At 41.1% G+C, this 18,474-nt stretch carries 16 protein-coding genes and 1 tRNA gene; 13 read left to right on the top strand and 4 right to left on the bottom strand.

Going from position 1 to position 18,474, the window contains the following annotated elements:
- Nucleotides 1-11 precede the first annotated feature (11 nt).
- Nucleotides 12-992 carry a zinc-dependent alcohol dehydrogenase gene (locus tag V202x_RS13195; RefSeq protein ID WP_232098975.1) on the bottom strand — a complete coding sequence of 327 codons (981 nt, stop codon included), beginning with the start codon at nucleotides 990-992 and terminating at the stop codon, nucleotides 12-14.
- A 170-nt stretch (nucleotides 993-1,162) separates the two neighbouring features.
- On the opposite strand from V202x_RS13195, the gene V202x_RS13190 reads away from it, so the two are divergent.
- A complete protein-coding gene (locus tag V202x_RS13190; protein WP_145175444.1) occupies nucleotides 1,163-2,197 on the top strand; it encodes a Gfo/Idh/MocA family protein in 1,035 nt (344 codons plus the stop codon).
- Nucleotides 2,198-2,212: 15 nt separating this feature from the next.
- Here V202x_RS13190 and V202x_RS13185 read toward each other — a convergent pair whose 3' ends face one another.
- Nucleotides 2,213-2,710 (bottom strand): acetolactate synthase, encoded by a 498-nt coding sequence (locus V202x_RS13185; protein WP_144986599.1) that lies wholly within the window; start codon nucleotides 2,708-2,710, stop codon nucleotides 2,213-2,215.
- A gap of 328 nt (nucleotides 2,711-3,038) precedes the next feature.
- On the opposite strand from V202x_RS13185, the gene V202x_RS13180 reads away from it, so the two are divergent.
- The 10 genes from V202x_RS13180 (at nucleotide 3,039) to V202x_RS13135 (ending at nucleotide 13,327) form a co-directional block, all read left to right on the top strand.
- Nucleotides 3,039-3,644, top strand: coding sequence for an HAD family hydrolase (locus tag V202x_RS13180; RefSeq protein ID WP_232098974.1), 606 nt, complete (start codon nucleotides 3,039-3,041; stop codon nucleotides 3,642-3,644).
- Between the two features lie 361 nt (nucleotides 3,645-4,005).
- Nucleotides 4,006-5,598, top strand: a complete 1,593-nt coding sequence (locus V202x_RS13175; RefSeq protein ID WP_145175441.1) for a hypothetical protein — start codon at nucleotides 4,006-4,008, stop codon at nucleotides 5,596-5,598.
- Nucleotides 5,598-6,788: a hypothetical protein gene (locus V202x_RS13170; RefSeq protein ID WP_197993372.1), complete on the top strand. Its 1,191-nt coding sequence runs from the start codon at nucleotides 5,598-5,600 to the stop codon at nucleotides 6,786-6,788. Before V202x_RS13175 ends, V202x_RS13170 begins: the two co-directional genes overlap by 1 nt.
- 477 nt (nucleotides 6,789-7,265) lie before the next feature.
- Nucleotides 7,266-7,586, top strand: coding sequence for a hypothetical protein (locus V202x_RS13165; protein ID WP_232098973.1), 321 nt, complete (start codon nucleotides 7,266-7,268; stop codon nucleotides 7,584-7,586).
- A gap of 144 nt (nucleotides 7,587-7,730) precedes the next feature.
- Entirely contained in the window at nucleotides 7,731-8,060 is a 330-nt protein-coding gene (locus tag V202x_RS13160) for a hypothetical protein (protein ID WP_315851539.1), read from the top strand.
- A 243-nt stretch (nucleotides 8,061-8,303) separates the two neighbouring features.
- Nucleotides 8,304-8,597 carry a Flp family type IVb pilin gene (locus V202x_RS13155; protein ID WP_145175432.1) on the top strand — a complete coding sequence of 98 codons (294 nt, stop codon included), beginning with the start codon at nucleotides 8,304-8,306 and terminating at the stop codon, nucleotides 8,595-8,597.
- 120 nt (nucleotides 8,598-8,717) lie between these two features.
- Nucleotides 8,718-9,719 (top strand): Flp pilus assembly protein CpaB, encoded by a 1,002-nt coding sequence (gene cpaB, locus V202x_RS13150; protein ID WP_145175429.1) that lies wholly within the window; start codon nucleotides 8,718-8,720, stop codon nucleotides 9,717-9,719.
- A 194-nt stretch (nucleotides 9,720-9,913) separates the two neighbouring features.
- On the top strand, nucleotides 9,914-11,248 hold the full coding sequence (locus tag V202x_RS13145; protein WP_145175426.1) for a CpaF family protein: 1,335 nt from the start codon (nucleotides 9,914-9,916) through the stop codon (nucleotides 11,246-11,248).
- Nucleotides 11,249-11,317: 69 nt separating this feature from the next.
- Nucleotides 11,318-12,250, top strand: a complete 933-nt coding sequence (locus V202x_RS13140; RefSeq protein WP_144986585.1) for a type II secretion system F family protein — start codon at nucleotides 11,318-11,320, stop codon at nucleotides 12,248-12,250.
- A 75-nt stretch (nucleotides 12,251-12,325) separates the two neighbouring features.
- A complete protein-coding gene (locus tag V202x_RS13135; protein WP_144986583.1) occupies nucleotides 12,326-13,327 on the top strand; it encodes a type II secretion system F family protein in 1,002 nt (333 codons plus the stop codon).
- A gap of 40 nt (nucleotides 13,328-13,367) precedes the next feature.
- On the opposite strand, the gene V202x_RS13130 is transcribed toward V202x_RS13135, so the two are convergent.
- A complete protein-coding gene (locus V202x_RS13130; protein ID WP_197993371.1) occupies nucleotides 13,368-14,543 on the bottom strand; it encodes a sigma 54-interacting transcriptional regulator in 1,176 nt (391 codons plus the stop codon).
- A 982-nt stretch (nucleotides 14,544-15,525) separates the two neighbouring features.
- On the opposite strand from V202x_RS13130, the gene V202x_RS13125 reads away from it, so the two are divergent.
- Nucleotides 15,526-16,833 (top strand): hypothetical protein, encoded by a 1,308-nt coding sequence (locus V202x_RS13125; RefSeq protein WP_145175420.1) that lies wholly within the window; start codon nucleotides 15,526-15,528, stop codon nucleotides 16,831-16,833.
- A 169-nt stretch (nucleotides 16,834-17,002) separates the two neighbouring features.
- Here the strand turns inward: V202x_RS13125 and V202x_RS13120 are convergent.
- Nucleotides 17,003-17,076: transfer RNA gene (locus tag V202x_RS13120), tRNA-Cys, on the bottom strand.
- Nucleotides 17,077-17,564: 488 nt separating this feature from the next.
- Here V202x_RS13120 and V202x_RS13115 point away from each other — a divergent pair.
- Complete coding sequence (locus V202x_RS13115) at nucleotides 17,565-18,380, top strand: hypothetical protein (RefSeq protein WP_145175417.1); 816 nt, start codon at nucleotides 17,565-17,567, stop codon at nucleotides 18,378-18,380.
- Nucleotides 18,381-18,474 lie beyond the last annotated feature (94 nt).

Here is an 18,474-nt window from a genome sequence, read left to right as displayed (position 1 = left end):
CTCTATCATTATCAATGCAGGGAGGGAAATTCAACAATCACTTTAAGAACTCCGTCAGTTCTATTTTGAAACAGGTCAAATGCCTGCTGAATTTCTGCCAATGGAAATCGGTGTGTGATGATGGGGGCAACATCGATCCTGCCTTCAGACAACCACTTCATTGCCAAAGGAAAATCGCGTTCGAAGTCAGGGTTAATGCTGGTATGAACGGTAATGTTTTTGAAGAGCAGGTCCCGCCAACGTACTTGATCAATCGTTTCAGGGGGGACACCAAAAACGAGAATACGACCATTTTCTCGACAGAGATCAATACACAGATTGAACTGCTGGTCTGCATGACCGACTGTTTCAATCACAATATCTGGTAATTCTCCTTTTAGTATCTCACGAAGTGCTTCGATGAGATTACAATTTTGATTACAAATTGTGGCGGTTGCGCCCATTTGCGGGCTGACTTGCAATCGGGATTCTAGTAGGTCGATCCCAATAATTTCTCTGGCCCCCATGTTACTTAATGAGGCATTCATTAACTGGCCCATGGGCCCCTGTCCCACAACAGCCACTGTCTGGTCTAATAGATTGGGAAGTTTTTTCAGTGCAAAAATCGCCGTTCCCAAAGGCTGGGCCATCAATGCGTGTTCTTCGGGGATATTCGTCGCAATCGGAATCGTACGCAATTCATCGAGCACAAATCGTTCCCGCAATCCTTGTTGCATGACAGGGACAGCGAGCACCCGGTCACCTTCCCTCCAGCGCTGCCCATTCGTTGCTGTGACTGTCCCGATCATCTCGTGTAAAGAGTGACCTATTTCAATTTCCCATTCATCACTTCCAATGAAGTAAGGTAAATCGGAACCACAGAGACAGGTTGTCTCGGGTTGAAAAATAATTTCCCCTCGGCCAGAACCAAGTGACGAAATTGGTGAAAGTTCGGGCTCGGAGACTTCAATAAGGTCAATTTTACCTGGTGCGATTAAATGGCTTGCTAACAACAAACTGATCCTGATACAAATGGGACTCTACCTTTCCAGAAAGGAAGGAATTCTGGAAGGGGCGAAGCAGAATTGATATAGTTATATAAAATATACGAAATAGTTTAAAATGCAATGTTGAGGCTCAATCCTGATTGGGCAAAGCTAAAAATAGCTGGAGGTATTCATTCATGGCTAAGCAGATTTCCGTTGCTGTCTTAACTAATGAAACCGGGGCACATTTAAGTGCTTACTTCTCTGCCCTGAAAGAAATTGATGAAGTCAAAGAGGTCTTTCTTTCTGATCCAAGTCAACAACAGGTGAAGTCAGCACAAAGTCAACTGGGATCCAAGTTGAAGGATGTTTATCAAACACCAGAAATACTGTTTCAAAACGAAAAACCCAATCTGGCTTTGGTAACGATGGAAGCACGACAGGCACCTCGCTCGATCAGTCTTGCTTTAGAACAGGGCTGTCATGTTTTTGCGGAAAAGCCAGCTTGTCTCAGTGTTCCTCAGTTTGAGCCATTAGTGCAAAAGGCAGAAAGTAAACACTTGCATTTATCATTGGCTCTTGCCAATCGCACAAACCCGGAAATTCGGTTTGCAAAATCGTTAATTCAAGATGGAGCCATTGGAACGATTTATGGGTTGGAGATGACGCTTTTAGCTGATCAGACACGCTTAGCTAATCCTGCTTATCACAAAAGTTGGTATGCTCATAAGGATCGTGCGGGAGGAGGATTTCTTTCCTGGTTAGGAATTCATTGGCTCGATCTTTCGATGTATCTGACGGAATCTTCAATCACTGATGTCACCGGATTCACAGCATTGGTGGGTGGCCAGCCGATTCACATCGAGGACTCTGCTGCATTGGCTTTCCGTTATGATGCCGGTTTCTTGGGAACTTTAACATCCGGCTATTTTATGAACCGTGGATATCAATCAATGATCAAAATCTGGGGTAGCAAGGGTTGGCTAGAAATGCTGCCCTTTCAGGATCGTCATTTGGAGTGGACGCTCAACCACAATGGTAAAGTATATCAATATGATCAATCTGTTGAGCCACGTGGATATACACCCGCTGTACGAAAAGCAGTTCAAGCGGTAACAGGCAGTGACTCTCCTTTACTGACCAGTCGGGAGAGTTTAAGGATTATTCGAACAATTTATGCGTTTTATGAAGCAGCTAAGACAGGGAAATCACAGGTAATTTCTCAAGAGTGATCTTTTCGTTTGAATTCAAAGATACTCATCATCATCATTCAGGTCTTGTTCTGTAATAATTCGATGTCCCTGCTCAGTCAGTGTTTTTAGACCGAGGTCGAGATCATCCACGCATAACGCAATAGCCCCTCTTCCATGCCTCCGATAAAGCAGCGGGTAGGTATAATCAATATTGACTTCTGCTTGAAGTAGCGAGAGGCAAATTCTCATATAAGGCTGGGTATCATCTGGAAGTTCAACACCAATCAGATCTTTTTCAAAAAACGTATAATTCGATAGCTCAAAGATTTCACGTGCTCGTTCATAATTATCGAGAACAATTCGACTCATTGCCACATCCACAGAATCAACAGTACTTAAGGCGATGATCCGGAGATCGAATTTTTCGAGTAGCTGTAATAGTTGATGGAGATAACCGACCCGGTTTTCCATAAAAACACAAAATTGACGCAGGCACGGCCACTCTTTGCCTGATTCTCCGGACGGGTAAGAAGACTGATCCTCAAAATCCATTTTTTACTCTCCATGAACTGGTCAAGTCTGGTTTGACTGACGGCACAGAAATCATCAATCAAACCTGAATGCTTGGTACGATAAGAGCCATGCTGGAGACTGGCTTTCATCAAGTTGTTATCTTGATGCAATTTAAGGAAATATCCCCATGTCGTCAATAAGAGGTGTATTCTCTTGTATCTGCAAACGAAAATTATCACTGGTTGACCTGAGATTATTATTTGCCTGTACCAAATAAAACGCTTGTGATTCCAGGAATGATAACATACAACACCGATCATTCATGTGAGAGTCAGAGATTATTAAGCCATTTGCCGGGGATCGTCCTTTGATTCGTACATTTTTATTTGATATGGGGAATGTCCTTGCGTTTTTTTCACACGATAAAATGTGTGAACAAATGGGGCTGCTTTGTGGACGATCGCGGCTTGAGATCCAGGCCCTTCTAATTGAATCCGGGAAACAGTGGGAGTATGAACGAGGTCATCTGACTCCCACGGAATTTCATCACTGGTTTGAACGAGCAGTTGGTAAATCTGTCGATTTTGAATCGCTCGAGATTGCCGGTTCTGATATTTTTGAACTGAACCATTCAATCATCCCTGTATTGGATTCTCTGAAAGCCCAAGAATACAGACTGGTTCTGTTGTCGAATACTTGTGTCTCTCATTTCGATTATATCTGGAAACAGTTTGACGTATTGCAACGATTCGATGATTATGTGACTTCATATGCGGCTGGTGCAATCAAACCAGAACCTGCTATTTTTGATTATGCACTGGAAAAGATTCAGTGCGCACCTGAAGAGGCTTTTTATACAGATGACATTCCTGAATATATTAAGGAAGCAAAAAAGCTAGGAATTCAGGCAGAAGTCTTCATAGACACTTCTACTTTGGTTGAACAACTGGTCCAACGCGGAATCCAAGTGTGAAGAGAAATGAAGTTTATGCTGATACAAAACAGATGTTTCTCGTTTACAACGCTGATATTTACAAATTGATCAGATTTCTTATCTCTCTCGATATGAGTAGGGTTTTATTAACTTTTCGCAGGAGTTCTTGGAACATTGTTTGCGTTAATTTTGTAGATCTAAATAGAAGAATCTAAAAAATGGTCGATTTTTCTCGTAAAATAAGAACTTAAGTCATGTTTCATGAGTAGAAGGCATCATGTCGATCGATTCCCATCCTAGTAGAATAGAGTCTATGACTTTTTTAGAAAAAAAGCGTTCATACCGAGAAATGTTTTCGCTAGGTTGGCCTCATTTAATAACCTGTCTCTGGTTTTCGCTGATGTTTTTCTATTTCGGAAATGTCCATATTTTTTATTCGGACATTTGGGGACATGTTTCTTATGGTAATTGGATCATTGAATATCAATCGTTACCACAGTATGACCCCTTTCTTCAGTTGGCAGAGGGTGTCAGGTCTATTGATGCCGCATGGCTGTCACAGGTGATCTTTGCCAAAGTAAATGGAGCGTTGGGAGTACGTGGTTTATCTCATATTTTTGCTTTGACGGTATTTGCGACTCACGTCTTATTCTGGATTGCATTCTACCTCAAATCGGGACGAGTCGGCGTCAGTACCCTTGCCTCTTTTTTGCTGGTCTTAATTGCATCGAGCCGGATTGCGATTATCAGACCGGAAATTTTTGGGACGTTATGTGTCGCCATTTTACTTGTAATTATGGCCTGGTCCGAAAAATATGATTCTTTGAAAAAAGATTCGTTGGATGCTAAAGATTCTGAAAAACAGGCGCAAAAAACGCCAATTGCACTTTTAATTTCATTGTATCTTGGAATTCCCCTCGTTTTTCTGGGATGGGCCAACTTACATGGTTCATTTGTAGTGGGGCTGGCGATTTTGGGGCTACAGTTTCTGGGAAGAGTCCTTGAAGTGGCTTGGAGAACACGCAGCCTGGTTCAAGTCTGTACCGACAAATGGGTCAGGCGTTGGTTAGTCGTGACAGAACTTTCAGTATGTGGGGCGCTCGTAAATCCCTATCACATTGACCTGTTTATTAACTCCCTTACATTTCCCCGAAATCCGAACTTAAAAGATGTTTTGGAATGGGAGCCTTTGGAATTTCGAGATGCAGAAGGCATCTGGTTTTGTTTTGCCTGGGTCTTAATGTTGTTCCTCTATCGACGTAGCCGGGAAGCCATTCGAGCTGCAGATGTATTACGTGTGGGGTTATTGTCGCTGGCTGTGATTATTGGTGTGCGAATGATTGGCTGGTTTTCGGTCATTTTTGTCTACGCCATGGTCCCCCATTTGACGAATGTGATTCCAAGGTTACGTGAGGGGGATCCAGAAAAACTATCATTCTGGGCTAAGAAATCGCCTGTGATCACGTCGGCTTGTGTTTTATCGATTTGGTTTGGATTTGCTTTTTCTAACATGGCAACACCATTATTTGGAGGAACACCTCGAGATCTGGACAAAATTTATAGCCAGGGAACACCTAGAAAATTGACAGAATTTCTAAAAGCTCATCCTCCCGAGGGACAAGTCTGGAATCCCCAATGGTGGGGAGATTGGCTGGTTTGGGATGGTCCTCCAGATATGAAAGTTTTCATGACCACAAATGCCGTTCATCTGACACCTCCCCGTGTATGGAAGGACTATCTGGGGATCGCGCGTGCGATCCGTGGCTGGCAGTCTGCTGCTGAAAAGTATGATGTTACCACGTTTATTGTTCACAAAGAAAAACAAGAAAAACTTGATGAACAGGTTCGGAAATTGAAGGGATTTAAGGTTGTTTATGAAGATGATCTTGGTTTGGTTGTATCGCGTGAACCACGATTGATTGAAGCAGCAAAGCATAAAAAAACGCAACAGGAAGATACGAATTCCAAATCCGAAAACGAGGTCAGTGAGTGATGCGAGAGAAGATTTCCTTTCGAAAAAAATTGAGGGTTGCTGGATTCCTTTGCTTTCATATCCTCTTGGTGAGTGCTGCCATAGGCTGGGGAGCGGTTCGTTATCAGGAATGGCAGAAACAAAAACAACTACCGGCGTTGCGTCTGAATCCACTCAAAGTTGTTCCACTTTATAACCGGCCGAAAATTGTCTCTGATGAGGATCTGGTTCAAGTGCTTCATAAGTTGCGCCCTCAATTCAGGGGTAAAGAGCCCCGGATTAATCACGTTGATCATGCCTTGCGATTTTGGGGAATCGAGTCGGTTTTTGAGGATCCGAAATGTCTTTCAGGAATCGAAATGCGCGATATTCTGTTAGACCATCGTCGGTTTTTTCAAGTTTGGGGGACAGATACCAAGCCATTACTAGTTCATAATCAATACGGAGTCAAGCCACTTGTCCAGCAGGGATTATCGACTTCCAGTCATGAAGATCATACTTTAGCAACTCTGGCTGAAGTTGGAACACCTGCCGATTTCCCAGTAGTGACTTCGAAGGGAGAAACCACCCTTTCTGAAATGATCCAAGAAACATTGAGGTCCTTCAGTCTGAATCAGAAAGAATATGAGTGGTCTACTCTAGTCTTTGCCCTGTATCTCAATTCAGCACGGGATTGGATGACAACAGAAGGTCAATATGTCAACTTTGATCTGATTGCTGACCGGATTATGCGTCAACAGCCCACTAAAGGTGTTTGTTATGGAAATCATCGTTTACATGCCCTTGTCATGCTACTACGGGTAAACGAGCAGACTCCCATCCTGACGAAAGAGGGGCGGGAACGGATTATTCAATATCTGAAAAACATTACAAGCTTGCTCGTAAAAACGCAATCGGATGAGGGATTTTGGGATAAAAACTGGGATGGAACCAAGCTGGATCTCTCTTCTGAGAAATTATTTACTCCCCGCGCTAGAAGAGTTCTGGCAACCGGCCATGCACTGGAATGGTGGTCTTTGGCACCCGAAGAGGTTCTTCCTCCTGACGAAACAATTGAAAAGGCAGGTCATTGGCTTGTCAGTACGATTAAGAAAATGCCTGCGTCTGAAATTAAAAGCAGTTACACATTTCTTTCTCATGCAGGCCGCGCTCTAGCACTCTGGAGAGGCAAATTTCCGTACCAAGTCGATTTGTCTTCAGAAGAAAATTAATGAGTTCTTAAGCGGCCTAAATCAGGTCCGATTTCATCCGAAACAGCTCTACCTGATTGGTTGAGGCTGAATTTCAATCTTAACGGTAGGTGTCTTATCTCAGCTGATATGTGCACTATCGATTACATCTGGTTTCAAAATGTTAACTTTTGGAAACAGTGCTTGTGGCATTCTATTTCTGAAAAAAACGAAGCTGGATTTCGACTTTAATCAGCTTGATTACTCGGTAGTTACAGATTCTAGGGGTAAGTACCCATAAAGCATCCTGTTGATTTTTTGAAAAAGTGGATTATGGAGTGAAATTACGAAAAATATGTATTGTGGGGCAAAATGGCACATTGTCTGCTCTCTCATTTGTAGTGTCTGCGCGGGGCGTGTGCAGGCATGTTAATTTACTTGGATGTTGTTTACTACATGTTCTTGTAGTGCATCCAGTGAACATTAACCATCTGATTAATGTTAGGAGTACGAATGAAGATGTTTCAGCAGTTTTGGAATGATGAAGGTGGTTTCGTCGTTTCAACAGAACTAGTGCTGATCGCTACTGTGTTGGTCCTCGGTATGGTTGTCGGGCTTACAACACTTCGTGATCAGGTAATCGCGGAACTTGCAGACGTTGCAGCTGCATTCTCAAACAGCAACCAAAGCTATTCCTTTACAGGAATTACAGGCCACTCTTCAAGTACAGCTGGTTCTGTATTTATTGACAACCTGGATTTTTGTGATCAGAACGTTGATCCTCCAAACTTGGATCCTCACTGTATCGCTATCATAGCAGCTGAAAACGAAGGTCCATAGTTAACTTTCAACTCAGTGTTTAGCTGAATCAGGAGGAGTCAACCACTATTTAGGGGTATTTTCCCCTGTGGTTGTTTAATTTTCGTATCAAACTGTTTAAACGAGCTGTTTAGAGCGGCTCACAAAATTTAATAAGGAGTTAGGATGAACATGCTTACTAAGTTCTGGAATGATGAGGCAGGTTTTGTTGTCTCGTCTGAACTCGTGTTAATCGGCACGATCCTTGTATTGGGTGTTGTCGTGGGATTGGCCACCGTTCGTGATCAAGTTGTTCAAGAATTGGGTGACCTTGCTTTAGCAATTTCAAACATTAATCAAAGCTACAGTTTTTCAGGAGTTACTGGTCACACTTCTAGCACTGCAGGTTCAGTGTTCGCTGACCAACTCGACTTCTGTGATACTAGCGTAGATCCAGCTAACGCTGAACCTGCTTGTATCAGCGTTCAGGTAGCAGCTGAAAACGAAGGCCCATAATTTTATTATTGGTTTTCAAACTGTGCATTCAGCATGGTTAAAAAGAATCAGTCGCTTTCTTTGGGTTTTTTCCCGGCGGCTGTGATCACAAATTTTAGCTCAGTTCCCGAGGACGCCCACTCGGGAACTGGCTTTATATGAACATTTTTTATTTAGTTCGGACATTTAGGCACATAAGATGCATGCTATCAGAATGTTCGAGAGTATTAGCTACTGCATATAGTCTGGTCAGGATAAGTGGGAATGACAATTGCTCGACAGTTTTGGAAAGATGAAGGTGGCAGCGTCTCTCCTGTTACGACTATTTTGATAGTCACGTTGCTCGTACTGGGAATTATCCCGGGGCTTGTGACTTTTAGAGATCAAGTCGTTCAAAAATTTGGCGATACTGCCGTTGCACTCGAAAGTTTAGATCAATCTTATAGCTTTACAGTTAATGGTGTTACTAGTGAGTATGTAGATACAACTACTGTAATTGATCCCGTAGGAGATGCACCAGCTGGTCTGGATTTAACGATTCCAGCAACTGGTGAATAAACATAATGTATTCGTTGTTAGAAATATATTTTTTTGTTGAATATGGTTCATTGGTGTCTTTAAACTGACAAAAAGTGAATTCCAAAAGTTTCAAACTCTAAAGATTTCAGGGAAGTTAGCGTGGCAAAAATTAGTCCAGGTACAATGACGGCGGCGATTTTCGCAATTTTACTAGGTTTAGGTGCAGCTTATACTGTGCGACAATTTCTGCATGAACAACCAGGCCCCGCCCTGTTGGCAGAAGATCCTCCCCAGCCTAGCTTGACATACCTTCCTATAGCTTCGAGGGATCTGTTGCCGGGACAAACCTTGTCTTTGGATGATATTTCGATTTTGAGGATGAAGCCTGAGCAAGTAAACAAACGCTATAAATCCGATGGTAAACAGAGGATTATGGACTCAAAATATATTACTGGTCGTGTTCTCAAGTCGCCTATTAAAGCAGGGCAACCTTTTCACACTGTTGATTTATTTGCCAATGGAATGGGCCCCGGGCTTTCAGATACACTTCAGCCAGGGAATCGCGCAGTGACTGTCGCCATTCATAAAATTGGAAATGTAGCGGGCTTCTCACGTCCTGGGGCAATTGTTGATGTTCTCTTCCGTTCTGAAGAAACGGATGGTATTCCAGAAACAACGATTACTCTTCTGGAAAGAGTTCGAGTACTCGCTGTGGGTGAAATTGCTGTTCCCGGACACAAATTTGTTGGCAATGCAAGTCAAAAATCAGAAGAGTATTCTGTGACACTTGAAGTCTCTCCAGAACAGGGCAAAGTGCTTAAAGTCGTCGAAGACCATGGTGTATTAAGCTTAGCATTGCGACACCCCGATGAGAATACAGAGGTTGTATCAACGGGGCGTTCAAGCGACCGACTTACTCTCTCAAACATTTTGGGTTTTATCCCTAATCAGCGTGTTTCCAGCATGGATATCTACCGAGCAGGTAATTTGGACACTGTTCATTTTAAAGGTAATCGTGCTTACAAAAGTCAAAATTGGATTGACGCAATTGAAACACCCGTTGCATCAGAAGTGCTTCCCTCCAACAAAGCAACAACAACTATGAAGCAAGCCGATCGTAAAAGGACTTCAGAGATTTCTACACCCCTTAGTGGTTTATAAGATTACGAAATTCTTGATATCGGTTCTCTCTTGTAGAGTAGTTATTTGTAGCTTTTAGTTTTAAAACGTGATTGAGTCTTCAATGTACTCATTTCGTTGAGGGTATGTCATATCCAATGAAATAGAGTTTTTCTCTACTGATTTGGAATCGGCAATTTTATTAAAAGCATTATTTTAAGATTTTGGGACAACACATGGAATCGCTAAGCACAAAAAAACTTTTTGTGGAATCTGAAAGCTTTGTTCCTGAAGAGCGCGAAGCTGAACTCCACTTTCAAAAACAAAAAGTTTTAATTCATCAAGAACTAGTTGATTCACTTGATCTGTCGATGTTGGCCCAGATCTCTGAAAAAGAGCTTTCGGCAGAAGTACGTGCTGTTGCAACAGAGATTTGTGATGAACACGTCGCTGTTCTGGAAGGTATTGACCGAGAACGTTTATTAAATGAGTTGTTAAGTGAAGTATTTGGACTTGGTCCCTTGGATAAGCTTATGGCTGATCCCACTATTAGTGATATCCTCGTGAACCACGCTTATGAAATTCATATTGAGCGTAATGGACAACTAGAAGAATCTGATGTTATTTTTGCTGATAATCAACATTTGATGCGAATCATTCAGAGGATTGTCTCTCGAGTCGGACGAAGAATTGATGAAGTCAATCCTATGGTTGATGCTAGGCTCCCCGACGGATCTCGAATCAATGCTATCATTCCTCCTCTTGCCTTGAATGGGCCTTCATTATCTATCCGGAGATTCGGAGCAACTCCATTACAGATAGATGATTTGATTGAGAACAACTCACTGACTCCTGAGATTGTTGATTTTCTGGCAGCAGTCGTTGATTCCCGTATTAGTATGTTGATTTCTGGTGGAACTGGTAGTGGTAAAACAACACTACTAAATGCACTGTCCAACTTCATTCCACGTGAAGAACGTTTGATTACGATTGAAGATTCCGCTGAATTAATTCTCCAGCATAAACATGTTGTACGACTCGAGACGAAAACAGAAAATACAGAAGGTGTGGGTGAGATCTCACAAAGGCAGCTTGTTAAAAACAGTCTCCGCATGCGTCCAGATCGTATTATCATTGGTGAGGTCAGAGGTGCCGAAGCATTAGATATGCTTCAGGCTATGAATACGGGGCATGAAGGATCTTTAACGACAGTGCATGCGAATGATACTCGCGATGCATTAGCTAGATTGGAAATGATGGTCACGATAAGTGGCTTTGATCTTCCGTTACCAGTGATCAGGCAATATATCGCAAATGGAATTGGAATTGTTCTACATGTCTCGCGTCTTAAGGGGGGACAACGTCGTCTTACTAAAGTATCTGAAATTGTCTCACTGGATAGCCTAGGAGATTATAAGGTAGAAGACATCTTTGGTTTTGAGCAAACAGGCGTTGATGATCAAGGCAATGCGCAAGGGAAATTTTACTCTACTGGTTATCGTCCTAATTGCTTGAAAAGGATGGAAGCCTGTGGGATTAAGCTTAGCGATCAAATTTTTGAGAACAAATAGTTTTGATGCTGGCAATAAATACTCAAATTTGTGATATCCATTATTAAAATATTAGGGGGACAACCTGTAGTGGACAGTTCATCTATCGCATTGATTTGTTTTGCTGCAGTGACGGTTTCGAGTCTCGCGATCTATCTTTTTTTTCGCGATTTATCTGGTGCAGGCAGATTAAGTACAGAGCGGTTTTCAAAACGGCCTCCCCTAAGAAGAGTTTATAATGTATTTGATCAACAGCCTGCCGACAGCATTTTAGGAAAGATCGATCAAAGTTTTGATCGATTGGTTCTTGAGAACGGTTCTGATTTGACACCGTTTACCACTTTTCTTTTGTTAGTCATGTGTGGTCTAGCGATTGGTGGTACAATTTTCATTTATTCTGATCAGCCTCTTGCTGGTATTGCCGGTATGATTTTTGGAATGGTTGCCATTCTTTTTATTCTGCATTTTCGAAGAAAAAGAAGAATGCAAACAATTCAGGAAGAGCTGCCTGAAATGATTGATTTACTGGCCCGGTCAACACACGCTGGTGCTAGTTTAGAGCAGGCAATCGCAATAGTTGGCGAAGAAACTAAGGGACCTTTAAGTTTTGAGTTCAGGCGTTGTGCTCGTCAGTTAGATATGAATTTATCTGTCCCAGCAGTGATGAAATCGCTTTCGAATCGTATTCAGTTAATTGATCTTAGAATTTTAACTTCTGCTTTGATGCTGTATCGTAAAACAGGTGGTAATCTTCCAGCTAATCTCGAACGTATGTCGGGAGTCATTCGTGACAGAATTAATTATCGTCGTCAGATGAGGGCTTCTACAGGTGCCGGTCGTGCATCAGCGATCTTGATGACTGTGATTGCACCCGTTGCATTTGTAATATTGTTAGTTGTTTTTCCAGATCATGTTTCCAATTTATATTCTGACCCGATAGGTAACATCTTATTGCTCATTGCGATAGTCCTTGAAGTGATCGGTATACTTTGGGTTTCGGCTCTCCTGAGAACGGACTATTAATTCCTATTACTGCTATATGAATAATGAATCAACTTTTTAAGTTAGTTATTCAGACTTCAAATAAAAGAGAGTTCTATGTTTCTTGACATTATCACTATTGGCACCTTTATTTTAGCATGCTTGGTTTTCTTCTTAATTGGAGATGCGATTGCAGTTGGACGCCGCTCAGGAAAAAAACGTAATTTGAACCTGAATGATCAAAGTTCGAATTACTACTCTTCTTCAAATGTAGGTCCGTTTCGTCGTGCAATGGCAGCCGTTATTCCACAAACGGAGAATGAAATTCAAAAAATTGAGCTTGATCTTAAAAGAGCTGGCTATTATCGCTCGACAGCACTGGTTGAATACTTGGCAACCCGCAATTTGTTAGTTGTTCTAGTTTTAATCGTTACAGGAATTGGTTGTATCGCAGCAGATCCTGGCTCAAGTCTTCCAGAGATTATTATAATCGTAGGTCTTGTAGTCGCTGGTGGAGGGTATGGTCTTCCCCGTTTTGTGTTACATAATCAGGCCAACCGCAGAGTTCATCGAATTCAAAAGGGTTTGCCAGATGCGCTCGATCTGGTGATGATGTGTTTGACTGGTGGTGTACCACTCAGAACCGCCCTACAGCGTGTTACAGAAGAAGTTCGTTTTTCTCATCCAGACATTGCAGTAGAATTTGATATCATCCGTCGACATGCTGATGCGAATTCTATGTCTGATGCCCTTAAACAATTTGCAAAAAGAATTGATGCCCCGGATGTAAACGCACTTTCGTTAATGATTTCGCAGACAGAAAGACTAGGGACAAATGTTTCCACGGCTTTAATTGATTTTGCTGATGGTGTGCGTAGAAAATACCGACAACGTGCAGAAGAAAATTCAAGCAAAACAAGTATCAAGTTACTCTTTCCTGTAATTTTTTGTATGGCTCCTCCAATTTACATCTTGTTCTTTGGACCAGCGGTACTTGAACTACGAAACTTTATAATTCGTGAGCATCAGCCTGGTGGAATTTTAGAGTCAGACTCGTATGGAGAATCAATTAGCACTACATCTCAATCAGTAATAAACCAGTCAAATAGTACTAATTGAAGTTAGTTGGCATCATTCGTTGATGATTCTGTTACCAACATTAACTTTCAGTAAGTAGGTTTTGAGGAGTAGCAGGTTTCTTTGTTTCAAGCATTCCATACTTTCTCATTTTTTTGTACAGACCTACTCGACTAATTCCCAATGCTTTCGCGGTTGCCGTTTTGCGGTAACCATTCTCAGACAAAGATTTCTGTAACAGATGCTTTTCGCTCATCGCGACCTGATCTGCTAATGTTGTTGGTTCTTGTGTTATTTGAAAACCATTTCTAACAGAAGACAGGCTTTCCTGGAGAATATTGGGTGAAAATTCATCAGTGGTCAATTCACCTTGGTCCGAAAATAATACAGCGCGCTGAATCTGATTTTTCAATTCTCTTAAGTTGCCAGGCCAATGATACTGTTGAAGCATCTGAATTACTTTACGATGTATTTTGCTGATCTTGATAGAATGTTGTTTACAACATTCTTTGATGAATTGTATAGAAAGTGGAATGATATCATTAGGGCGTTCTCTTAACGCAGGTAGCCGAAATTGCAGCACATTTAAACGATAATACAAATCAGAACGGAATATGTTTTTCTGTGTCAACTCCTCCAACTCTACGTTGGATGCTACTACAAGTCTTGCTTCAGAAAGACGAGATTCTGTAGAACCGACTGGTTCAAATTGACCAGTTTCAATGACTTTCAGGAGCTTTGCCTGGTCTTTCGCCGAAAGGATATCAATTTCATCTAAAAGCAAGGTCCCCTTTCCTGCTGCTTCAAAGCGACCGATTTTACTACGCTCAGCTCCAGTAAAAGCTCCACGTATATGACCAAATAGTTCACTTTCTATTAAATCCGACGGTAAAGCACCACAAGCGATATTTTGAAAGGGCTCCGAGCTTCGTGGAGAAAGCTCATGGATCATAGAAGCTAAAGTTGTTTTGCCAGTTCCAGTTTCCCCGACAAGTAGTAAAGTAACATTGTGTTTGGCAATTTTTGATAGCTGATCAATGATCGGAATCATCGGCGGTGTATAAGTTGTAACATGAGTATTACCACCACAAATCTTACGGGATTTTGGTAAGGTTGAAGGCTTGATGGTTGCTTCAGTTTCCAATAATTCTTTAGCAAGTGTTTGGAACTCTTCAGGAGCGGGAGGGTATTCCAAAAATGTATCTGTCAAAAAAATAGCAGATTCTGTCAATTCAAGTGGTAAAAATTGATCAATCACAGAAACCACTTTGAGAGGTGAATTACAGGCTTCTCTCAAATATGTGAGGACTTCAATGCGATCATCATTTGAGAGAGAACACTCATTTGCCCTCAAATCAAGGTATAAAGTAGTGGGAGATGTTTCCATTAGATGACTTTTTAGTTCGCTGAGCGATGCGACACTTTTCAGACATCTATTAATATCTTTTTCAATGCACGGTCTAAGAACTGACTCCATATCGGAGTCCTGCGAATAAATTAATCCAAGAGAGGGCATCGTGAGTCCTTTTGTTCTCGTCAAAACAGATCGGAGTCAGAGGTTGATATGCTGTGGTGATCTGTTATTTGTTCAAGATGCACAATGACTTGTGCTAAAGGTGTAATAATTAAAATATAAGTTAAATAGATAAAATACGTTATATGTGTTGTTGGAGTTACGATAACAAAAGTTATCACTATAAGCAAACATGTAACTTTGAGGAAATAGGTAACAGATTCGAAATGTTTTACACTGATGTGTACAAATGTTAATTATAAAAGGTTAAACGATACGTTTCATTCCTTGATATATCCCTGCAAACACTTCTTGGAAAACTTTTTAATTAGACGAGGTAATCTAAAAAAGCTCACAATCTCTTATGAAATAAAGGGATGGGATGATTGGGTTGAAAAGGATGTTTTTAGAGGATTTGGTTGAGAATGCAAATAGGGATAAGACGTGTCAGTATAGTTAGTCATGTCGTATCAGATTCTATGCCACTATCAGAAATGCTTCTCAATCATATTGCATGGCCATTTTTTGAATTTGCATTTTTAAAAAATGATCATGCCGATACCTAACTAAAGGAAAAAGTAGTTATAGATAGCACGGATCGCTTTTTCAAAATCCCAATTACTCTTATCAATTTGGGTTTCTTTTTTTCAAGCGATTTTGTGTTTCTATGAACGATCGAACTCATTTCTATATTTGCTCTATCATTATCTGCTCAATGATAAGTTTCATGTACTGGTCTAAGTCTCATCCGAATTCGGATTTGATGACAGGAGATATTGAACCCGGCTTACAGCAGTCAATTCATCGCTTCTTGAATTCAGAAGGAGAATCAATTGCCACCGACATGGAGCAGTCTTTTACTTCCTACAATTCAAACTTAGAACACGAATATCATAATAAATTCATCCCTTTAAATGTGGTTCCAGAACGCACTGGAACTCAAAAACAGAAGAGCCATTCAGAAAAAGTTCATTCAGCTAAAAAAATCATTTTTTCCCCAAAAAAACGGAGGGACTCTGCACAATTAAAGAAGCACTTACGACAAACAGAAAATCGAGCCAATGACCTAGTTCGCCAGAGTACTAATTCCTTTACGAGAGGATTAATGCCTCTTGTTGATTATAATCTTGCATTAAAAATTGCTTTTGATACAAAAATTGAAGTAGCTGAGATTCAAAAATCTAAACAAAACAAAGGGTTTCTTTTAGAACAGAAACAACAACTGATACAACAAGCTGTAGAGCAATTACAAGAGTTTGATCAACCTGCATCTCAAGGTTGGTATGGGGACCTTGTCCACGCAAAGTTACTTTTAGCACAAAACCAATACGAAATCGCTCGTGTTAATCAGGATAGAGATGCTCAACAGTTTGCTTTAGAAGCGATTTCTAAGAATTCAGCTGAATATTATGCAATTCGAAATATAGAGGCTCAAGTTGGTGAAGCAGATTTATCTGAATACCGAAGGGCTCTAAGCTCTGTCAATAATGCCAATCAGGAACTAGATCTATTTTATCAGAATACAAAAAACGACACGGCGAGTTTTGAAACATATGAACGTAGGCTTGAAGAAATCAAAACGGATATCAATTGGATGGCTTCAAATGGAGCAGGACTAGGAAGAGCGGATTTGCTTGACCTTTCAAAAGCTCATTTATCGTATGCAAAAGGAAAGTACTCACTGAATAATAATCGCAAGGGCAGGAGCCAGGAGTTATTTACAGAGAGTATGCAGTATGCTAAAGCAGCTTGGAATTTGAGAGCCAATCAGTATTATCCTGCCGGAACGGCTAGTCTCCATGACGTTACTTCGTCGTGGTTGATGTGGAAGGCAGCAGGAACTGAGTTAGCAGATTTAAAGACAGCTGATTCCCAGTCAATTGATAAAGAATTAAATATTGGATTAGATCAGATGTTGAACCTTGCCGACTCAATTAGAGATCGAAGAGGCAGGCTTGACAGCGATGTTTCTCTAGTCCATTGTTTAAAAAATTCAGAGAAGTTATCCGATTATAAAAGAAAACTTAGCGATTAATTCAATAGTCGACATAGAAGATTTAGTGTTAAAACCCTGACAGCATAAATTGCTGTCAGGTTTTTTTTGTGTTTGGTTATATAAGACGATTCAAATAGAACACAATTTTTCAATTGTTGTGCATGAGGAGCGTTCAGTATCTCATCAGAAAGGCACTTTTAAGGAGAAGAGGCGCCGCCCGGATTCGAACCGGGGAATAACGGATTTGCAATCCGCCGCCTTGGACCACTTGGCTACGGCGCCTTAAAGCTCTCTTAAAACAATAAGCTCTTATTTTAGAAGAGTTTATTGTGCTGAAACCATTTAATCAACAGAAGCGATAGAGTCATTATTCGACGCTTCTTTGTCTGAATTTGACCGAATCCTAATAACCGATCGAAGTTAGGTCAAGCAAAGAGCACATCTTCAGAATTAATTCTGTAAATTCCCTAAATTAACTTGAGTTTCGAAATGTTAGCATCAGACTACCAGTGAAAAAGGTTGGGAAAGACATAGCGACTGAAAACAGCTTCTCCATTACTAAGATCCTTGCGTTGGTGGAATTCTGAATTCAATCAGTGTAGCATCAACTGAGTACCTTCTTTGCTGAATCATTGAGGCTTTTTATGTGTTACAGGTTCAGTTTTTTTCGTCCTTCTCTCTCAAACCGAGGGTTAAGTTTACCTTCAATTTGAATTTTGTTAGATAATTCAGAGAGAGCTTTCCATTTTTATATTCATAGAATTAAAGATATGACTAAGCATCCAGATTCGACATCAAAACTATCTGAAGATCAATTAATAGAGCGTGCCAGGGAAGCATTGAGCGATAGCAGTTGGGTGATAGGCGAATGTGCGGCCCAATGGACAAAAAAATATGCTAAAGGAAAAACTGATGCTGATTTTGGTGCGATGGTTGGAATAAGCGGAGATCAGGTTTACCAGCGTAGAAGAGTATGGGAGACATTCGGAGATGTGCGTGATCAGTATGCATCTCTCAAATGGTCACATTTTTATATCGCACTAACTTGGGATGATGCACCGGAATGTCTGCAGTGGGCTGAAGAAAACAAGGCAACTGTTGCAGAATTGAAAGCCTGGAGACGTGCTCTGAATGGTGAAGATCTTTCAATTTCAGAGCCATTTGAAGAATATTCTGTTGATTCTGAAGTCACATTTATTTCCGATGAACCAATTTCCGTAAAAGATCCTCTCGATTATGAACAATCTGAACGGAGTGGTACTGGTTCGCGCGAGCAGTCGGACTCACCTGCTACAGTTGGTGGTCATGCTCGCGACGTAGGCGGTTCAGGAAATGATTATAGTCCGTTCCGATCCGGTGCAGCTGCCCCCGCTCCAAAAGATTCGGGATCAGAAGTGTCTGTGGTTGCAAAACCGGAAATTTCTCCTGAGCAGGCAATTAAACGCATTTGCTCTGCAGTAGAACGCAGCTACAAGATGTTGACTCCAGAAGTTCAATCATCATTTTCAGACCTTTCACCAAAGTTGAAAAAACGATTTATCAAAGCGGTAAGTGATCTCAATTCTGTCGCAGCAAAACTTCAGTAATTTCTAGAATCACTCGGTTTCCCTTTATAAAATTGCGATTATTAATTAGGTGTTTTAAAAATAAATATTTCGTACTGGATGCCTCGACCTTTCT

The sequence above is a fragment of the Gimesia aquarii genome, from assembly GCF_007748175.1.
GTDB lineage: Bacteria > Planctomycetota > Planctomycetia > Planctomycetales > Planctomycetaceae > Gimesia > Gimesia aquarii_A.
The sequence above is the reverse complement of the archived record's forward strand: the minus strand, read 5'-3'. Positions and strand labels throughout refer to the sequence as shown.

Bases quoted from the DNA above. Each gene is read 5' to 3' on its own strand.
- V202x_RS13190 (WP_145175444.1), top strand. From the start codon at position 1,163: ATGGCTAAGCAGATTTCCGTTGCTGTCTTAACTAATGAAACCGGGGCA.
- V202x_RS13185 (WP_144986599.1), bottom strand. From the start codon at position 2,710: ATGGATTTTGAGGATCAGTCTTCTTACCCGTCCGGAGAATCAGGCAAA.
- V202x_RS13175 (WP_145175441.1), top strand. From the start codon at position 4,006: ATGTTTTTCTATTTCGGAAATGTCCATATTTTTTATTCGGACATTTGG.
- V202x_RS13170 (WP_197993372.1), top strand. From the start codon at position 5,598: ATGCGAGAGAAGATTTCCTTTCGAAAAAAATTGAGGGTTGCTGGATTC.
- V202x_RS13165 (WP_232098973.1), top strand. From the start codon at position 7,266: ATGTTTCAGCAGTTTTGGAATGATGAAGGTGGTTTCGTCGTTTCAACA.
- V202x_RS13160 (WP_315851539.1), top strand. From the start codon at position 7,731: ATGAACATGCTTACTAAGTTCTGGAATGATGAGGCAGGTTTTGTTGTC.
- V202x_RS13155 (WP_145175432.1), top strand. From the start codon at position 8,304: ATGACAATTGCTCGACAGTTTTGGAAAGATGAAGGTGGCAGCGTCTCT.
- V202x_RS13145 (WP_145175426.1), top strand. From the start codon at position 9,914: ATGGAATCGCTAAGCACAAAAAAACTTTTTGTGGAATCTGAAAGCTTT.
- V202x_RS13135 (WP_144986583.1), top strand. From the start codon at position 12,326: ATGTTTCTTGACATTATCACTATTGGCACCTTTATTTTAGCATGCTTG.
- V202x_RS13125 (WP_145175420.1), top strand. From the start codon at position 15,526: ATGTACTGGTCTAAGTCTCATCCGAATTCGGATTTGATGACAGGAGAT.
- V202x_RS13115 (WP_145175417.1), top strand. From the start codon at position 17,565: ATGACTAAGCATCCAGATTCGACATCAAAACTATCTGAAGATCAATTA.